The 14,770-nt window shown below is 67.9% G+C and carries 15 protein-coding genes; 10 read left to right on the top strand and 5 right to left on the bottom strand.

What is annotated here, in order from left to right; translation table 11 throughout:
* Nucleotides 1–79 precede the first annotated feature (79 nt).
* Both AB0I12_RS04870 and AB0I12_RS04875 read left to right on the top strand, forming a co-directional pair.
* Nucleotides 80–1,174, top strand: coding sequence for a histidine kinase (locus tag AB0I12_RS04870; protein WP_359924630.1), 1,095 nt, complete (start codon nt 80–82; stop codon nt 1,172–1,174).
* Entirely contained in the window at nt 1,149–1,802 is a 654-nt protein-coding gene (locus tag AB0I12_RS04875) for a response regulator transcription factor (protein WP_359924632.1), read from the top strand. Before AB0I12_RS04870 ends, AB0I12_RS04875 begins: the two co-directional genes overlap by 26 nt.
* Before the next feature lie 8 nt (nt 1,803–1,810).
* Here the strand turns inward: AB0I12_RS04875 and AB0I12_RS04880 are convergent, their stop codons facing one another.
* Together AB0I12_RS04880 and AB0I12_RS04885 are read right to left on the bottom strand one after the other, a co-directional pair.
* On the bottom strand, nt 1,811–2,284 hold the full coding sequence (locus AB0I12_RS04880) for a hypothetical protein (RefSeq protein ID WP_359924635.1): 474 nt from the start codon (nt 2,282–2,284) through the stop codon (nt 1,811–1,813).
* A 95-nt stretch (nt 2,285–2,379) separates the two neighbouring features.
* The gene (locus AB0I12_RS04885) at nt 2,380–3,234 is read right to left on the bottom strand and encodes an aminoglycoside phosphotransferase family protein (protein ID WP_359924637.1); all 855 of its coding nucleotides are present in this window, start codon (nt 3,232–3,234) and stop codon (nt 2,380–2,382) included.
* Between the two features lie 51 nt (nt 3,235–3,285).
* Here AB0I12_RS04885 and AB0I12_RS04890 point away from each other — a divergent pair, with 51 nt between their 5' ends.
* Nucleotides 3,286–3,672 (top strand): hypothetical protein, encoded by a 387-nt coding sequence (locus AB0I12_RS04890; RefSeq protein WP_359924640.1) that lies wholly within the window; start codon nt 3,286–3,288, stop codon nt 3,670–3,672.
* 66 nt (nt 3,673–3,738) lie between these two features.
* Here AB0I12_RS04890 and AB0I12_RS04895 read toward each other — a convergent pair whose 3' ends face one another.
* Nucleotides 3,739–4,407 carry a lysoplasmalogenase gene (locus tag AB0I12_RS04895; protein WP_359924642.1) on the bottom strand — a complete coding sequence of 223 codons (669 nt, stop codon included), beginning with the start codon at nt 4,405–4,407 and terminating at the stop codon, nt 3,739–3,741.
* Nucleotides 4,408–4,545: 138 nt separating this feature from the next.
* A complete protein-coding gene (locus AB0I12_RS04900; protein WP_359924645.1) occupies nt 4,546–5,685 on the bottom strand; it encodes a GntR family transcriptional regulator in 1,140 nt (379 codons plus the stop codon).
* A 169-nt stretch (nt 5,686–5,854) separates the two neighbouring features.
* Here AB0I12_RS04900 and AB0I12_RS04905 point away from each other — a divergent pair, with 169 nt between their 5' ends.
* From AB0I12_RS04905 to AB0I12_RS04935, 7 genes are all read left to right on the top strand, one after another.
* Nucleotides 5,855–7,228, top strand: coding sequence for an extracellular solute-binding protein (locus tag AB0I12_RS04905; RefSeq protein WP_359924647.1), 1,374 nt, complete (start codon nt 5,855–5,857; stop codon nt 7,226–7,228).
* A 151-nt stretch (nt 7,229–7,379) separates the two neighbouring features.
* Entirely contained in the window at nt 7,380–8,198 is an 819-nt protein-coding gene (locus tag AB0I12_RS04910; RefSeq protein ID WP_359924650.1) for a sugar ABC transporter permease, read from the top strand.
* Nucleotides 8,195–9,082: a carbohydrate ABC transporter permease gene (locus AB0I12_RS04915; protein WP_359924653.1), complete on the top strand. Its 888-nt coding sequence runs from the start codon at nt 8,195–8,197 to the stop codon at nt 9,080–9,082. Before AB0I12_RS04910 ends, AB0I12_RS04915 begins: the two co-directional genes overlap by 4 nt.
* Complete coding sequence (locus tag AB0I12_RS04920; RefSeq protein ID WP_359924656.1) at nt 9,079–10,668, top strand: hypothetical protein; 1,590 nt, start codon at nt 9,079–9,081, stop codon at nt 10,666–10,668. Before AB0I12_RS04915 ends, AB0I12_RS04920 begins: the two co-directional genes overlap by 4 nt.
* An 11-nt stretch (nt 10,669–10,679) precedes the next feature.
* Nucleotides 10,680–11,990, top strand: a complete 1,311-nt coding sequence (locus AB0I12_RS04925; RefSeq protein WP_359924659.1) for a Gfo/Idh/MocA family oxidoreductase — start codon at nt 10,680–10,682, stop codon at nt 11,988–11,990.
* Nucleotides 11,990–12,802, top strand: coding sequence for an acetylxylan esterase (locus AB0I12_RS04930; RefSeq protein ID WP_359924662.1), 813 nt, complete (start codon nt 11,990–11,992; stop codon nt 12,800–12,802). The genes AB0I12_RS04925 and AB0I12_RS04930 overlap by 1 nt, the downstream gene beginning before the upstream one ends.
* Nucleotides 12,799–13,692 (top strand): nucleoside hydrolase, encoded by an 894-nt coding sequence (locus AB0I12_RS04935; protein ID WP_359924664.1) that lies wholly within the window; start codon nt 12,799–12,801, stop codon nt 13,690–13,692. Before AB0I12_RS04930 ends, AB0I12_RS04935 begins: the two co-directional genes overlap by 4 nt.
* Nucleotides 13,693–13,694: 2 nt before the next feature.
* Here the strand turns inward: AB0I12_RS04935 and AB0I12_RS04940 are convergent, their stop codons facing one another.
* Nucleotides 13,695–14,741 (bottom strand): LacI family DNA-binding transcriptional regulator, encoded by a 1,047-nt coding sequence (locus AB0I12_RS04940; protein ID WP_359924666.1) that lies wholly within the window; start codon nt 14,739–14,741, stop codon nt 13,695–13,697.
* Nucleotides 14,742–14,770: the final 29 nt, after the last annotated feature.

Genomic DNA, 14,770 nt, shown 5'->3' on the forward strand with positions numbered 1-14,770 from the left:
GATGATCCTGCGGGCGGGCCAGGTCTCGCCGCGGGGTGTGGATGTGCTGCTCCTGGTTGCGGTGGCAGGGTCGGTTTCGGTGGCGGTCGCGGCGGATCAGGCCAGTTCGCGGCCGGTCGATCCGCTGCCCTATCTGTGGGCCGCGGGCCTGGGCGCGTTGATGATGCTGCGCAGGCAGACGCCGGCCCTGGTGCTGGCCATGACTGCGATCGGCTTCTTCACCTACTACGCCGCCGGCTTCCCCGCGATCGGCGTCGCCGTGCCGATCGCTGCTGCCTTGTACTCCGCCGCCGAAGCTCGCCGTACGTTTGCGGCCGTAGTGACCGGAGCCGTCGCGTTGCTGGCCTCGACCTGTTACCGGCTCGCGAGCGGACAGTCGATCGCGTTCGTGCTCGGCTACGAGTTGGTGTCGCACGCCGCTCTGATTGCGGCGGTCATCGCCTTGGGAGACGGCGTGCGGGCTCGCCGCGAGCTCGCGGAACGCGGCCGCACTGTCGCTGAACTGACAGCGCGCGAGAGCACTCTGCAGGCTGAAGCCAACGCTCGCAGACAGCGGTTGGGGCTTGCTCGTGATCTGCACGATTCCCTCGGGCATGCGCTCTCGGTCGCCGCGTTGTTTCTGGGCGCCGCCAGGGACAAGTACGGCGTTACCTCCGTCGCCGGAGAGGATCCGCTGAATCGAGCGCGAACTGCTGTGATCGAGGCGATGGCTCACCTTCGGTCGACGGTCTCGTTGCTCAGATCACCGGGAGATCAGCCGTCGGTACCCACATTGGACGACCTTCCGGCCGTTCTCCAGAGCCCGAGGCTGGCCGGCGTCGACGTCGACGTACGGATGGACCACGGACTGCGAGCCGAGCCGGAGGTTCAGCATGTCGTGTATCGGCTGGTGCAGGAGGCGGTCACGAATTCGCTCAAGCACTCGGACGCCTCGTGTCTTCGCGTCGACATCGGCTCCGACGGCCGGGGAAACCTCACTGTCGACGTGATCGACGACGGCACGTCGTGGTCCGGGTCGGCTGCCGTTCCGCCGTACGGCAACGGCCTGGAAGGAATGCGGGAACGAGTCCAGGGCGTATCCGGTGTGCTCGAGATCAGCGTCGACAACGGCTGGCGGGTCAGCGCGAGCCTTCCGGCAGGGGGTTCGGATGATTCGCGTACTGCTGGTCGATGACCAGGCGCTGGTGCGAGTAGGCCTGCGCGCACTGATCGACCGCGGCGACACCATGCGAGTTGTCGGAGAAGCCTGCGACGGCCGGCAAGCCCTGGACTTGGGGCGGCAACTCCGCCCGGACGTCTACCTCATGGACCTGAGGATGCCGGTGATGTCAGGCATCGAAGCGATTCTCGCCATCCGTGCGGACCCCGCGCTCGCGTGCACTCCGGTGCTGGTCCTGACCACGTTCGACGACCACGACGAGGTGATCGAAGCGGTGCGGGCCGGCGCGACAGGCTATCTGCTCAAGGATGTCGAGCCTGAGGACCTGCGACAGGCGATCCGCGTCGCCGCTCGAGGCGACGCGGTCCTGGCGCCTGCGATCGCACATCAGTTGATGCAACGATTGGCCCGGTCGGCCGGTCCGGCGAAACCTGACCCGAGGGTCGAAGCCTTGACCGACCGCGAACGCGAGGTCCTGACCGAGATCGGCCGCGGCTGCTCGAACGAGGAGATCGGCCGCGCGCTGTTCATCAGTCCGGAAACCGCCCGTACCTACGTCAGCCGGCTTCTGACCAAACTTCAATCCCGCGACCGCGCTCAGCTGATCGTGCTCGCGCACCGCTGCGGGCTCGTGAACGGCTGAACAGCCTTCTACCCGCGATCGGCGGACCGTCGGCGAAGAGCCTGTACGAGTACGGCTACGAGGCCGCATACCAACCCGGTTCCCGCGCCGGTGAACAGACTGCTGATGCTCGCCGCCGCACGCAGCACGACCTCCTCGGCTCCCGATGACAGGGTTCCCTCCAGGTTGCCGCCGAGACTCGGGCCTGCGCCGTCGAACGCCTCGTTCCAGGCCAGATTGTGCCCGAGCGCGAGGATGACGCCGTAGCACGTGCCGATGACGAGCAGCGTCAGCAACGGCGATCGAGCGCGCGAGCGCAGCGTGGCCGCGATCCAGATGGCACCAGGAACAAAGACGAGCAGACCTGCAACTGCTGTGTTCGGGATCAGGTCGAGGTCGTGCAGCACGACGCGGGGCGCCGCAAGTAGGGACAGCGCGGCGAGCTGCCACAGCGGGCGGCCCAGTTTGGCTGCCGTCCGCGGATCCGATGCGAGGTTGATCATGACCTGACCGTAGAAGTGCCGCCGCGTCGACGAATCCGCGCAGGAGCGACAGTCTCGACGCTGTATCGCGACACTTGCGTCGCCTGCTGCGGACGTCAGTCCGAGGCGAACAGCTCGCCCAGGGCGGCCAACGACTTGTCGCGGTAGGTCTCGCGCCCGGGCTCCTGCCCGAACTGGAGATCCTCGAGCAGGGAACAGCGCGCATAGAACCAGGCACGGTCCCGGAGATCGTCACCGGCCGGGTACCGTTCGAGGGCGGCCTCGAACCCGGTGGTGCCAAGGTCGCGCAGGATCAGACCGAGGTCGCGAGCCGGGTCACAGATGGCAGCGTCGGACCAGTCGATGATGCCGGAGACCGAGCCGGTGCTCTCGGCAACGAGAACGTGCTCGATGCCGAGGTCGTTGTGGGAGAAGACCAGCGTCTGAGCCGGGTCAGGCAGCGGCGCGCGCAGGAAGTCCTCGATGCCGCGGTGCTGGCCGGGCGCCAGCCGTTCTGCGACGTCTGCGTACAGCTCCGCCGCTTCGTCACGCCAGTTGGCCAACGGTTCGTCGTCGACGTCTGCGATGTCGGTCCATAAGTTTGGATCAGATGCGTGCAGGGCGGAAAGGAAGCCTCCGAGCTGCGCGCCGACAGCTGCAGCCCAGGCCGACCGGCGGTCCGGCGGAAGGTCGATGAGCGGCGTACCCGGGAGCTTTGGATAGGCGATGCAGTCGTGCTCGGGCAGGACGAAGACCGGTTCCGGCGCAGGGAGCGTGCTCACCTCGCCGAGCAGATCGAGCAGCGCCGCCTCTCGCCGTACCGCACCAGGCTCCCGGGCGATCCGAACCACGAGCTCGCTGTTCACCTCGTAGGCGACGTTGTCCAGTCCCGCGCCGAGCGGCACGACGCGTCGGACGCGGTAGCCGGGCAGCCCGATCGCCACCAGCTCGCGAACCTGAGAATCGGTCATGCCTGGACATGCTAATGGCGTATATGTAGCCAGGCAACCTATGATGGTGTGATGGATCTTGCCGAGCACGCGGCGTGGGTTCTCGCCGCGGCCTTCACACTCTCGTTGGCCTACGAGCTGTACAGGGCCGCACTGAAAACCGGGACGTCGCGGCACGACTCCTGGCGAGCCTTCGTGCGCACCAACCTCACGCTGTACGCCGCTGCCGCGCTGACGATCGGCGCGTTGTTCGCCGGCTTCCGGTGGGCGCCGTTGGCCGGATTGGTCTTCTCGGTCGCGGTGACCGCGGTGTCGATCCTGTACTACACCCCGATCGTCCTGCCGGCGCGAAAACCGGCACGCATCGACTGGTTCGAAACTCTCGTGTTCACCAGCTTGGTCTTCCTGGCCGCGACCCTGCTCGGCCACCAGGTGCTCGGTCTCAGCCTTCTCACTTGAACTCGAACCCTGTTGGACCTCCACTCCAGGACGCCGCAGGCTCAACCGTCCCGGGTGGAGGCACTGTCAGGTGCCCTGCGACTGGGACAGGGAAACCTGGTTCTGTGGCGCCGAAGGTGGGGTGCTGGACGCGTGGGTGACGATGCCGGCGGCGAGTTGGTACTGGGCGACGGTGTAGGTCAGGCCGACCAGGGGAGCGCGGGTCGGGAAGTCGTGCCCGGCCAGGCGGGTTCCGATCAGGGCGTCGGAGACGAGGAAGAGAGCCCCGCCGACACCTGCGCGGCGGCCGTACCAGCTGGATGTCACCGCGGTCGCCGTGAGCATCAGCGAGTAGGCGGCGACGGGTGCTCGCAGCCGACCTAGGCCGGGCCAGAGGAGCATCACGATGCCGGTGCTGAGTCCGCCGTACGCGGCGACGGCCTGCCACGATGAGTGGTTGCGGCCCCGGAGGAAGAGCGTGACGTAGCAGGCGTGTCCGGCACCGTACATTGCCATGCCCGGCAGGATCAGGTTCTGCTCGAGGAGAGTGTCACCGGCGGCCGAGGCGAGGAGTGCAGCGACCAGCAGACGTGGGCAACCGCTCGCGCGGCACCAGGTTGCCAACATTGGCATCAGAGCGGCCTTGGTGACGGTACGCAGTCCCTGGTGATCCAGCAGATGCCCTAGTCCGTGTGCGACGGCGCAGCCCCAGTAGGCGGTTGCCCAGCGCTTGGTCCTGGAGAGTTGCCTGGTCATGTCACCCGCTGCCGAACGGACTCGATCGTGTTCTGCCGGCCTAATGATCTCTCGTCGCCTACGAGATCAGTAGGGCAGCGGTCGCCCTGAGCTGGGCGTGGCCGGCTGCCCAGGACGAACCGGCGTGATCGTCCGAGGTCAGGCGCTCTCGCTGCTGACGGCGCGCAGGTACCCCGAGCCGGAGTCGTGGGTGTGGATCGATGTCGACAGCGTGATCTGCCGCGGCGGCAGCGACGCGGAGGTCCCGTCGATCCGGCCGGACAGCAGGCGCATCGACTCGACGCCGAGCTCGTGGGACGGCAGGTGCGCCGACACCGTGGTGAGCGGAAGGAGGTCGAAGGGCCCGGCGTCGTCCATGCCGGCCAGCGCGATGTCGGTCGGCACGTCCTTGCCAAGAGCAACGAGATCCTTGGCCGCGGCCGCGACGACGTACCCGTTGGCGCAGAGTACGGCGGTGGGTGGCTCGTCGCCCTCGAGCACCGGCTTCAGCATGGCGAGGCGCTGCTCCTGGGGCAACTGCTGGTACGGGCGCAGCGAGGTGAACTCGGGCCGCACGGTCAGCCCGCTGTCGCGGAGAGCCTGGACGTGTCCGGTGAGGCGGTCGCGTACGCTGGTCACGTCGGTCTCGCTCCAGAGGGTCAGGATGCGTTCATGACCCGCGGCGACGAGGTGCTGGGTGAGCTGGTAGCCGATGCTGAAGTTGTCGACGATGACGGCGTCCGTGGGCAGCTCAGGGCGGTAACGGTCGACGAGGACGATCGGGATCTCGTGCCGCTGTACCTCGGTGAGCAGATCGGTGTTGTGGTGCCCTTCGACCGGATAGAGCACGATGCCGGCGACACCTGAATCGAGCGCCTCGCGCAGGGCCTGCGCCTCGCGCTGCGGTGACGCCGCAACGTCCTGACGAGCGGTGTCGGACAGGTACATCCGGTACCCCAGTTCCGCGCAGACGGACTCGACGCCGCTGACCACGTTCGACACGTGGGCCGCATTGAGCCCGTGGACGATGCAGGCGATCGAGTTCCCGGAAGTGGACCGGATCTGCCGCGCCGCCGGCTCGGCGACGAATGTGCCGCGGCCCTGCCGGCGGATGAGGAGACCTTCGGCCACGAGGTCGTTGAGGGCCTTCACCGCGGTCGTCGTGCTGACGCCGTACCGCTCGCACAGCTCGCGCTGGGTCACGAACGGGCTGCCGGGCTCGTACTCGCCGCGGCCGATCGCGGCCCGCAGTTCGGCCTTGATCCGTTCGTACAGGGGCGCGCCGCCCTCACCGGCCATCGGGACACCTCATGTCGTACTCCTCGGGCAGTTGACGTGACAAACCCTAACGTGTCGCAGGTTCTCCGCGTCGGCGGGATCGATCGACGTGCTATTGACACGTTAACATGATGTTAATACGGTCGTCTCGCTTGTTCCCCTGCCGTCAGGCGCAACGAAGGAGTAGGAGATGAAGCGATCCCCGAGAGGTGTCGCGGCCGTTCTGGCTGCCGGCGCCGCGATCGGCATGCTCGCCGCGTGCTCGTCGAACTCGAACGAGTCCTCCGCGGGCAGTGCTGCCGGCGGTCCGGTGACGATCACGGTCGGCGAGAAGCCGCCGGCCGATCAGGCTGAGCTCCTCAAGGCGTTCGACGCCAAGGTCGCGCAGTTCGAGAAGGCCAACCCGGACATCAAGCTCAAGACCGTCGAGACCACCTGGGCGCCCGACACCTACCAGGCGATGCTGGCCGGTGGCACCATGCCGACGACCTTGCGCGTGCCGCTGACCGAGATCCAGAGCCTGGCCGCGCGGCAGCAGATCATGGACATCACCGACCTGGTGCACTCCGATCCGGTGGTGTCCCGGATCAACCCGGTGACGTTGAAGGGCGTTACGCGGGACGACAAGATCTACGGCGTACCGGTGGGCTCGTACACCGTCGGCCTGATCTACAACCGGGCCCTGTACACCAAGGCGGGCCTCGACCCGGACAAGCCGCCGACGACGTGGGACGAGGTGCGGGCGAACGCGAAGGCGATCGCGGCGGCCACCGGCAAGGCGGGCTGGGTGGTGCCGACCACGAAGAACTTCGGTGGCTGGATGCTGACCGCCATGTCGTACTCGATGGGCGGTCAGATCGAGGACGCCGACGGCACGAAGTCTCAGGTGGACTCCGAGCCGGTGAAGCAGGCCCTCGACTTCGTCCGCAGCGTCCGGTGGGACGACAACACCTTCGGCGCGAACTTCCTGCTCACCGCGGACGACGTGCAGCGGCTGGTGGCGGCCGGAAGCGCCGGTCAGGCGATCCTGGCCGGTGACCGGTACAACTCGCTGGTCGTCAACTGGAAGATGAAGCCGCAGGACATCGGCATCGGTCCGCTGCCACAGGACTCCGACGGCATCGGCACTCTTGCCGGCGGCAACATCTCGGTGGTGCGCCCGGACGCGAAGCCGGCGGAGGCCGCCGCCGCGGTGAAATGGATCCGGTTCATGTACCTGGACAGCCAGATCGACCAGCAGGCGGCGATCGCGGACGCGAAGGCCCGCAAGGCCCAGGGCTTCCCGGTCGGCTACCCCGGGGTACCGCTGTTCGACGCGGCGACGACCGAGAAGTACCTGGAGTACGTCAAGCCGTACGTCGATGTGCCGCGCCAGCACTTCACGACGTACCTGGGCAGCATCAACACGCTCCCGCTCGTCCCGGAACCGAAGAACCAGGCGCAGCAGATCTACGCGCTGCTGGACTCGACCGTGCAGGCGGTCCTGACGAAGAAGGACGCGGACGTCGGCAAGCTGCTCTCCGACGCGAACACCCAGGCCCAGAACCTGATCGCCGCGCGCTGATGACGGCTCCGCATCTCATCGACTCCCCGCCGTCCACGCTCGCCGTGGACGGGCCGGGGAGCCCGCCGGCGGGCGCGAACCGCGGCGCCGGTTCGCCACCTGGGTACGTCGCGGAGGCCTGAGCACGCTGCTCTTCGCGGCCCCGACGATCGTGATCTTCGGGTACTTCTCCTGGGGACCGATCGCCCGCGGGCTGCTGCTGGCGTTCCAGAAGACCAATCTGGTCACCCCCGCGCTGTGGGTCGGGCTCGACAACTTCCACCGGGTGCTGCAGGATCCGCTGCTCGTCACGGCGGCCCGCAACAGCTTGTGGTTCGCGATCCTGTCCGCTGTGATCGGGTTCCCGCTGCCGATCCTGCTGGCGCTGCACATCGCCGAGCTGCGGCGTACCCGCGGTTTGGCCACCGTGCTGGCTTATCTGCCTGCGGTGATACCGCCGGTTGTCTCGGTCCTGCTGTGGAAGCAGCTGTTCCAGCCGGACGGCAACGGCCTGTTCAACACGGTCCTCGGCTGGTTCGGGTTCGGTCCGGAGCCATGGCTGCAGAGCGCAGCGAGTGCGATGCCGAGCATCGTGCTCCAGGCGACCTGGGCAGGGTTCGGCTCGTCCGCGGTCATCTACGTCGCCGCGCTGATGTCGGTGAACCCCGATCTGTACGACGCCGCCGAGCTGGACGGTGCGAGTATCGCGCGCCGGACCTGGCACATCACGTTGCCGCAGATCCGGGGCGTGATGGTGCTGATGCTGCTGCTCCAGCTGATCGGGACGCTCCAGGTGTTCACCGAGCCGTTCCTGATGACCGGCGGCGGTCCGAACAACAGCACGGTGACGTTGCTGATGCTGATCTACCGCTACGCCTTCGTCAACGGCGACTTCGGCGGGGCGAGCGCCTTGAGCGTGCTGCTGGCACTGTCGCTGGCCGTCATCTCGCTCCTCTACTTCCGACTCAGCCGGCGATGGGAAGCAGCATGAGCGACAACGAGTCGCGCACAGGTATCTCCGGTCTCGAGCGCCGGTCGTTGCGGGTCCGGTTCCCACTCGGCGTGCTGAGTGTGGTCGCGATGATCGCGCTGGTCCTGGCCGGGGCCGGGCCGGTGTTCATCCTCGCGAAGTGGGCCGTGTCGACGACCCAGGACATCATCGCCGACCCGTTCGGCTGGTGGACGCACGGCATCCAGTGGCACAACGTGTCGAATGCCTGGAGCGCCGTCGGGATCGGCCGGTACCTGGTACACACCCTGTGGGTCGTGCTCGGATCGGTCGGCGCGGGTCTGTTCGTCTCGCTGACCGGCGCCTACACGATCGCGATCCTGCGGCCCCGGTACGCGAAGGTGCTGAACGCCGCCGTACTGGCGACCTTGTTCGTGCCCGGTGTGATCTCGCTGATCCCGCTGTACCTGACGATCCTGGACGTTCCGCTGGTCGGCGCGAACCTGCTCAACAACTACCTCGCGGCCTGGCTGCCGTTCGGCGCGCACGCGTTCTACATGCTCATCGTGATCCGGTTCTTCCAGACCTTGCCGGCCGAGGTCTTCGAGGCGGCCAAGGTCGACGGCGCCGGCCCGGTCCGCACCTTCGTCAGCATCGTGCTGCCGATGTCGCGACCGGTGATCGCGGTCGTGTCGTTGTTCATGGTGGTGGCGTCGTGGAAGGACTTCCTGTGGCCGCTGCTGGTACTGCAGGCCGAGCCGGTCCGCCCGTTGTCGGTGGCGCTGGCGCAGTTGGCGGACAAGACCGAGGCGAGCGTGCTGATGGCGTCGATGTTCATCGCGGTGATCGTGCCGGTGGCGCTCTTCCTCGTCTTCCAGCGCCACTTCCTGCGCAGCGCCGGTCAGGCAGGTGCGATCAAGGGATGATCATCGACGATCCGACTCACGTAACGGCCGCGGACCTCAGCGGTCGCCACGTGCGGATGCTGTCTCGTTCGGGGTCGACCTGGACCGGCCACGGCACACTCGTCGAGGTCGACCGCGACGACGACGGCGCGCTGCGGGTGTTCGTGACGAGCGACGGCGACGCACCTGGGTGGATTGCGGTCGGGTGGAGACATCCGCTCGACGACGTCAGGGTGCTCGGCGATGCCTGGGAACGTTCGTACGGCGAACTGGCGTGGCAACCGATCTGCGCGAACCGGGTGCTTCCCTGGTACTGGCTGGCCCACGACTCAGGCACGGGCCGTACTCGCGGCGCCGGGGTGCGCGTCGGCGCGGCCGCGATGTGTTCGTGGATCGTCGATTCGGCCGGCGTCACGTGCTGGCTGGATCTTCGCAACGGAGGCGGCGCGACTCGGCTCGGCGGCCGGAGGTTGCATGCGGCAACGATCGTCGAGGTCGACAGCGCGCAGCCGCCGTTCACCACCGCCGGAGCACTCGTCCGGGAGCTCGGCGGGGAGCCCCGCGCACATGCTCCGGTTGTCGGCGCCAACAACTGGTACTACGCCTATGGCCAGGACTTCGACGCACAGGCCGTACTGCGGGATGCCGACACCATCTCGAACCTGGCCGGCGACCATCCTGTCCGGCCGTTCGCTGTGGTCGACGCCGGCTGGAGCCCAGGGGGAACCGAACCCGGTGGCCCCTGGGAAGGGATCCCGGGAACGTTCGACGACATGCCTGGCCTGGCGGAGAAGATCCGGGCGACCGGAGCGCGACCGGGCATCTGGTTCCGCCCGCTCCTGTCGCGCGTCGAGGTCCCGGAGACTCGTGCACGGCGTCGCGGCGGCTGGGTCCTGGACCCTTCGTTGCCCGAGACGCCGGCGCGCGTCGAGGCGGATGCCTGGCGGCTGCGCGGCTGGGGATTCGACCTGATCAAGCACGACTTCTCTACCTTCGACATGTTCGATCGGTGGGGACGGGACATGGGCGTGGAGATCACCGATCCCGGGTGGTCGTTCGCCCGGCGGGACAGAACGAACGCCGAGATCCTGCTCGACGTCTACCGAGCGATCAGGCGCGGCGCCGGCGACGCTGTCCTGATCGGCTGCAACACAGTCGGGCACCTCGCCGCTGGGCTCGTCGACGTACAGCGGGTCGGTGACGACACGTCTGGCCGGGCGTGGGAACGCACCCGGCGGATGGGAATCAACGCACTGGCCTTCCGGCTCCCGCAACATCACGAGTTCTTCGTCGTGGATGCGGACTGTGTCGCGGTCACGCCGGCGACGCCCTGGCACGAGACGCGAGCGCTTGCCGAACTCATCGCCGCCTCGGGAACCGCGCTCTTCCTCTCGCTCGACCCGCGGGTGCTGGACGGCCGGGTCGAACAGGCACTCCGTCCGATCCTGGCCACTGCCCTCGACGGTGGAGCCGGCGGGGGAGCCGAGCCCCTCGACTGGCTGACCAATGTCACCCCGACCCGGTGGCGGATCGGTGACGAACACTTCCATGTCGACTGGTTCAGGGACCGGTCGGGCATGCCCTTCGCAGACAGCATGTACCCCTAGAGGAGAAGATCGTGAGCAGGTACGCGGTAGTCGGCACCGGCGCCCGGGCCGAGATGTACGTCGACGCGCTCGTCGGCCCGTACGCCGGCACGACGGCCCTGGTCGCCTGGGTAGAACCCAACCCGGCGCGGGTGCGGTTCTACGACGAGAAGATCAGTGGCGTCCCTAACTATTCGCCCGACGAGCTCGAGCATGCGATCAAGGACTGTTCGGTGGACACAGTGATCGTCACGACACCGGACCAGACGCACGCCGACATCGTTCAGCGAGCGCTCCGGGCGGGCGCCGACGTGATCGTGGAGAAGCCGCTGACGACGAGCGTGGACGGCGCGCGCGCGATCGTCGACGCCATCGAGGAGACCGGGCGATCGCTCGTCCTCACCTTCAACTACCGGTATTCACAGCGGAACTCGGCACTGAAGGAGGTGCTGCGGTCCGGGCGGATCGGAGCTGTGACGAGCGTCCACTTCGAGTGGGCGCTCGACACGATGCACGGCGCCGACTATTTCCGTCGTTGGCACCGGGTGAAGACGAACAGCGGCGGACTGCTCGTGCACAAGTCGTCCCACCACTTCGACCTGGTCAACTGGTGGCTCGAGGACAGCCCGGCCTGGGTGAGTGCCCGCGGCAGGTTGGCCTTCTACGGCGAGCGGAACGCGGCCGGCAGAGGCCGGCCGCAGCGGCCTCCCCGAGGCACGGTGGATCCGGCGAGCGACGATCCGTTCGCGCTCGACCTCCGCGGCGACGACCGGCTGCGCCGCCTCTACCTCGAGGCGGAGCAGTACGACGGCTATCAGCGGGACCGCGATCCGTTCGGCCCGGGGATCACCATCGAGGACAACCTGGCCGTCCTCGTCGAGTACGACGGCGGCGCGATGCTGACGTACTCGCTCAACGCACACAGCCCCTGGGAGGGCTATCGCGTCACGATCAACGCGACCGAGGGCCGGGCAGAGCTGGAGGTCGTCGAGAGGTCCGCTGTACTGCGCGACGGTGAGGGCCGCTTGATCCTCGACGCGTCGTCCGTCGCCGACGACACCGCCGACCACGATCTCCGTCCACGTGGTCAGCGGCTGTTGGTGCAGCCTCACTGGGAAGCGGCCGAACTGGTCGAACTGCCGGAGGACACCGGGGGACACGGCGGTGGCGACGAACTGCTGCTGCACGACGTGTTCGCGACACCCGCGGACGATCCGTTGCGACGCCGGGCGGACTACAGGGACGGGCTGCGCTCGATCGCCGTGGGCCTGGCGGCGAACGAATCGATCACGTCCGGCCGGTCCGTGCGGGTGGACGAGCTCGGATTGCCGGGGTGGTCGTGATGGCGATGTTCGACCTGCCGCTCGCCGAGCTGCGCGACTACCAGCCCGACCTCACGGTCCCCGACGACTTCGAGAACTTCTGGCGCCGCACCCTCGAGAAGACCCGGACGGACGACCTCGCGGCCACGTTCACCGAGGTGGACAACAAGCTCGCGGTCATCGACACGTACGACGTCAGCTACGCCGGCTTCGGCGGCAGCGAGATCAAGGCATGGCTGCACGTCCCAGCGGGGGCAGGCGGTCGGTTGCCGACCGTCGTCCAGTACCACGGTTACGGCACCGGCCGCGGCCTCGCGCACACTACGACGCTGTGGGCGCAGGCCGGCTACGCGGGCTTGGTGATGGATACCCGCGGTCAGGGCTACCACCACAGCGCTCCCGGGCACACGCCGGACGACAGCCCGCATGCCGGCCGGAACCACGTGCCGGGCTTCATGACCGCCGGCATCACCGATCCGGAGACCTATTACTACCGGCGTGTCTACGTCGACGCCGTACGAGCCCTGGAGGCTGCGCGGACGTCGCCGCTGGTCGACCCGGACAGGATCGTCGTCACGGGTGGCAGCCAGGGCGGTGGCATCGCGATCGCCGCGGCCGGTGTCAACCTAGGCCGGCTCGCCACCACACCCGCGCTGTTCTCGGTCGCGTTGATGGATCAAGTCTGCCCGCCGTCGACAGTGTTCGCGGCGTACAACCACTACGGCGGCGGCCAGAAAGACATCGAGGTCTACCAGTACAACGACCATGAGGGCGGGCAAGCCTATCAGCAGCTTGTCCAACTCGACTGGCTGGCCGAGGTGTTCGGGTCATGACGAAGCTCGTCATCGAGACCGACCTGTACAGCGATGTGGACGACGTCGGCGCGCTGGCTGTCGCTCATCACTACGCCGATCGGGGCCTGGCCGAGATCCTGTCGATCGGGATCAACACACCGAGCAGGTACGGGTATCAGGCCGCGCGGGCCGTCAACGCGTGGTACGGCCGCGACGTGCCGGTCGGCATCCTCGAACCGCTCGACGACTCGGTCTTCGAGAAGGACTACGCGAAGTACCTGGCCGACCGCTACGGAACCACGACGACCGCGCCCGAAGCCGCTGTCACCACGCATCGTCGGGTGCTGGCGGCAGCCCCCGACAAGGCGGTCACCGTCGTGTCGCTCGGCTTCTTCTGCAACCTCGAGGGTTTGCTCGACTCCGGCCCGGACGGGATCTCAGCGTTGACTGGCCGGCAGCTGATCGAGTCCAAGGTCGGCCGGTTGGTCGCGATGGCCGGGACTTTCCCTGAGGGGCGGCAGTTCAACATCGCGGAGAAGCCGCACAGCGCTCGGGCGGTGATCGAGGGATGGCCCACGCCGATCGAGTTCCTGGGGTGGGAGGTCGGTGCCCGCGTCCTGACGGGCACATCGATCTCTACCCGGGACGACGACGTGATCGGCGAGGCCTACAGCCGATACTGCGGACCTGGCGGCAGCAGAGAGAGCTGGGATCTGCTCACCGTGCACCTGGCGCTGGAGGGCGTGGGCCGATACTACGAACTGAGCGAACCGGGCAGGTTGCTTGTCGACCCGACCGGCCACTCGACTTTCGTGCCCGACCCAGCGGGCCTCCACCGTCACGTGGCGCTGGCCGTGGCACCGGCACAACTGGAAGCCGAACTCGACCGCATCCTGGAAGCTACGCCTACCGCCTGGGATCTCGGGTGAGATCAGGGCGCGTCGTCGGCGAAGGAGGCAGCCGGCCTGGCGCCATCTGGTTGAGTGCTCCAGCCGGGGATCAGTGTGCAGGGCAGATGCTGGACGCCCGGCTCGCGCTCGGCGCCCGACTCCACCAAGTACCGCGCGGCGGTGCCGCCGAGGCGGTACAGCTCCGGATCGACGGTGGTGATCAGGGGTGCGGACTCGACCAGCCGATTGAGGTTGTCGTAACCGACGATCGCGATGTCCTCCGGCACGCGGACACCTTCGCTGCGGAAGACCCGCTGGGCGCCGACCGCAAGCTGGTCGTTTCCGCAGAAGACCGCATCGACGTCCTCGCGGCGCCGCAAGATCTCGCGCGCTGCCGTCATACCCCAGGCCTGGCTCCAGTCACCGACCAGCGGCGAGGTCAGAGCCAGGGAGAGTCCCGCATCGGCCAGCCCGGCGACCAGTCCGGCGGACCGGCTGGCTGCCGAGGTGTCGTTGCCGGACGTGATGTGGGCGATCTTGCGCCTGCCAAGGCCGATCAGATGCTCGGCGACCATGCGTCCGGCTCCGAAGCCGTCCGGCATGAAGGACGTGTCCCGCGCGCTCTCACTCTCGCAGAAGGCGTAGACCACGGGGACGTCGACCTCACCGGTGATCGACGGTACCGGGTGCTTGGTGCCGTCGCCGACCACGAGGATTCCGTCGACCATCCGCGCCCGCAGCTTCGCGACCACGTCCGTACGCCGTTCGGGGCCCTCGCTCGCGTCGTACACGAGCACGGCGAGGTCGAGGTTGCCGAGCGTGCTGGTCACGCCCATGACGACGGGCATCGTGAACAGGTCGCTCGAGTGCTCGACGACGACGCCGATCACCAGGCTGCGGCCTTGTGCGAACGACTGCGCGAGCGTGTTCGGGCGGAACTTCAGCGTCGCCGCCGCGTCGACCACGCGCTGCCGCGTGGCCGGTGTCATCCGGCCGCCACCGCGCAGCGCCTTCGAGGCGATGGACAGTGACACACCGGCCAGCTGTGCGACATCGCTCAGCGTCACGGCTTTCCGGGTCCCCGTCATACGTCAGATCCTTCCACGGCCATGCTGTC

The organism is Kribbella sp. NPDC050459 (assembly GCF_040655315.1).
GTDB lineage: Bacteria > Actinomycetota > Actinomycetes > Propionibacteriales > Kribbellaceae > Kribbella.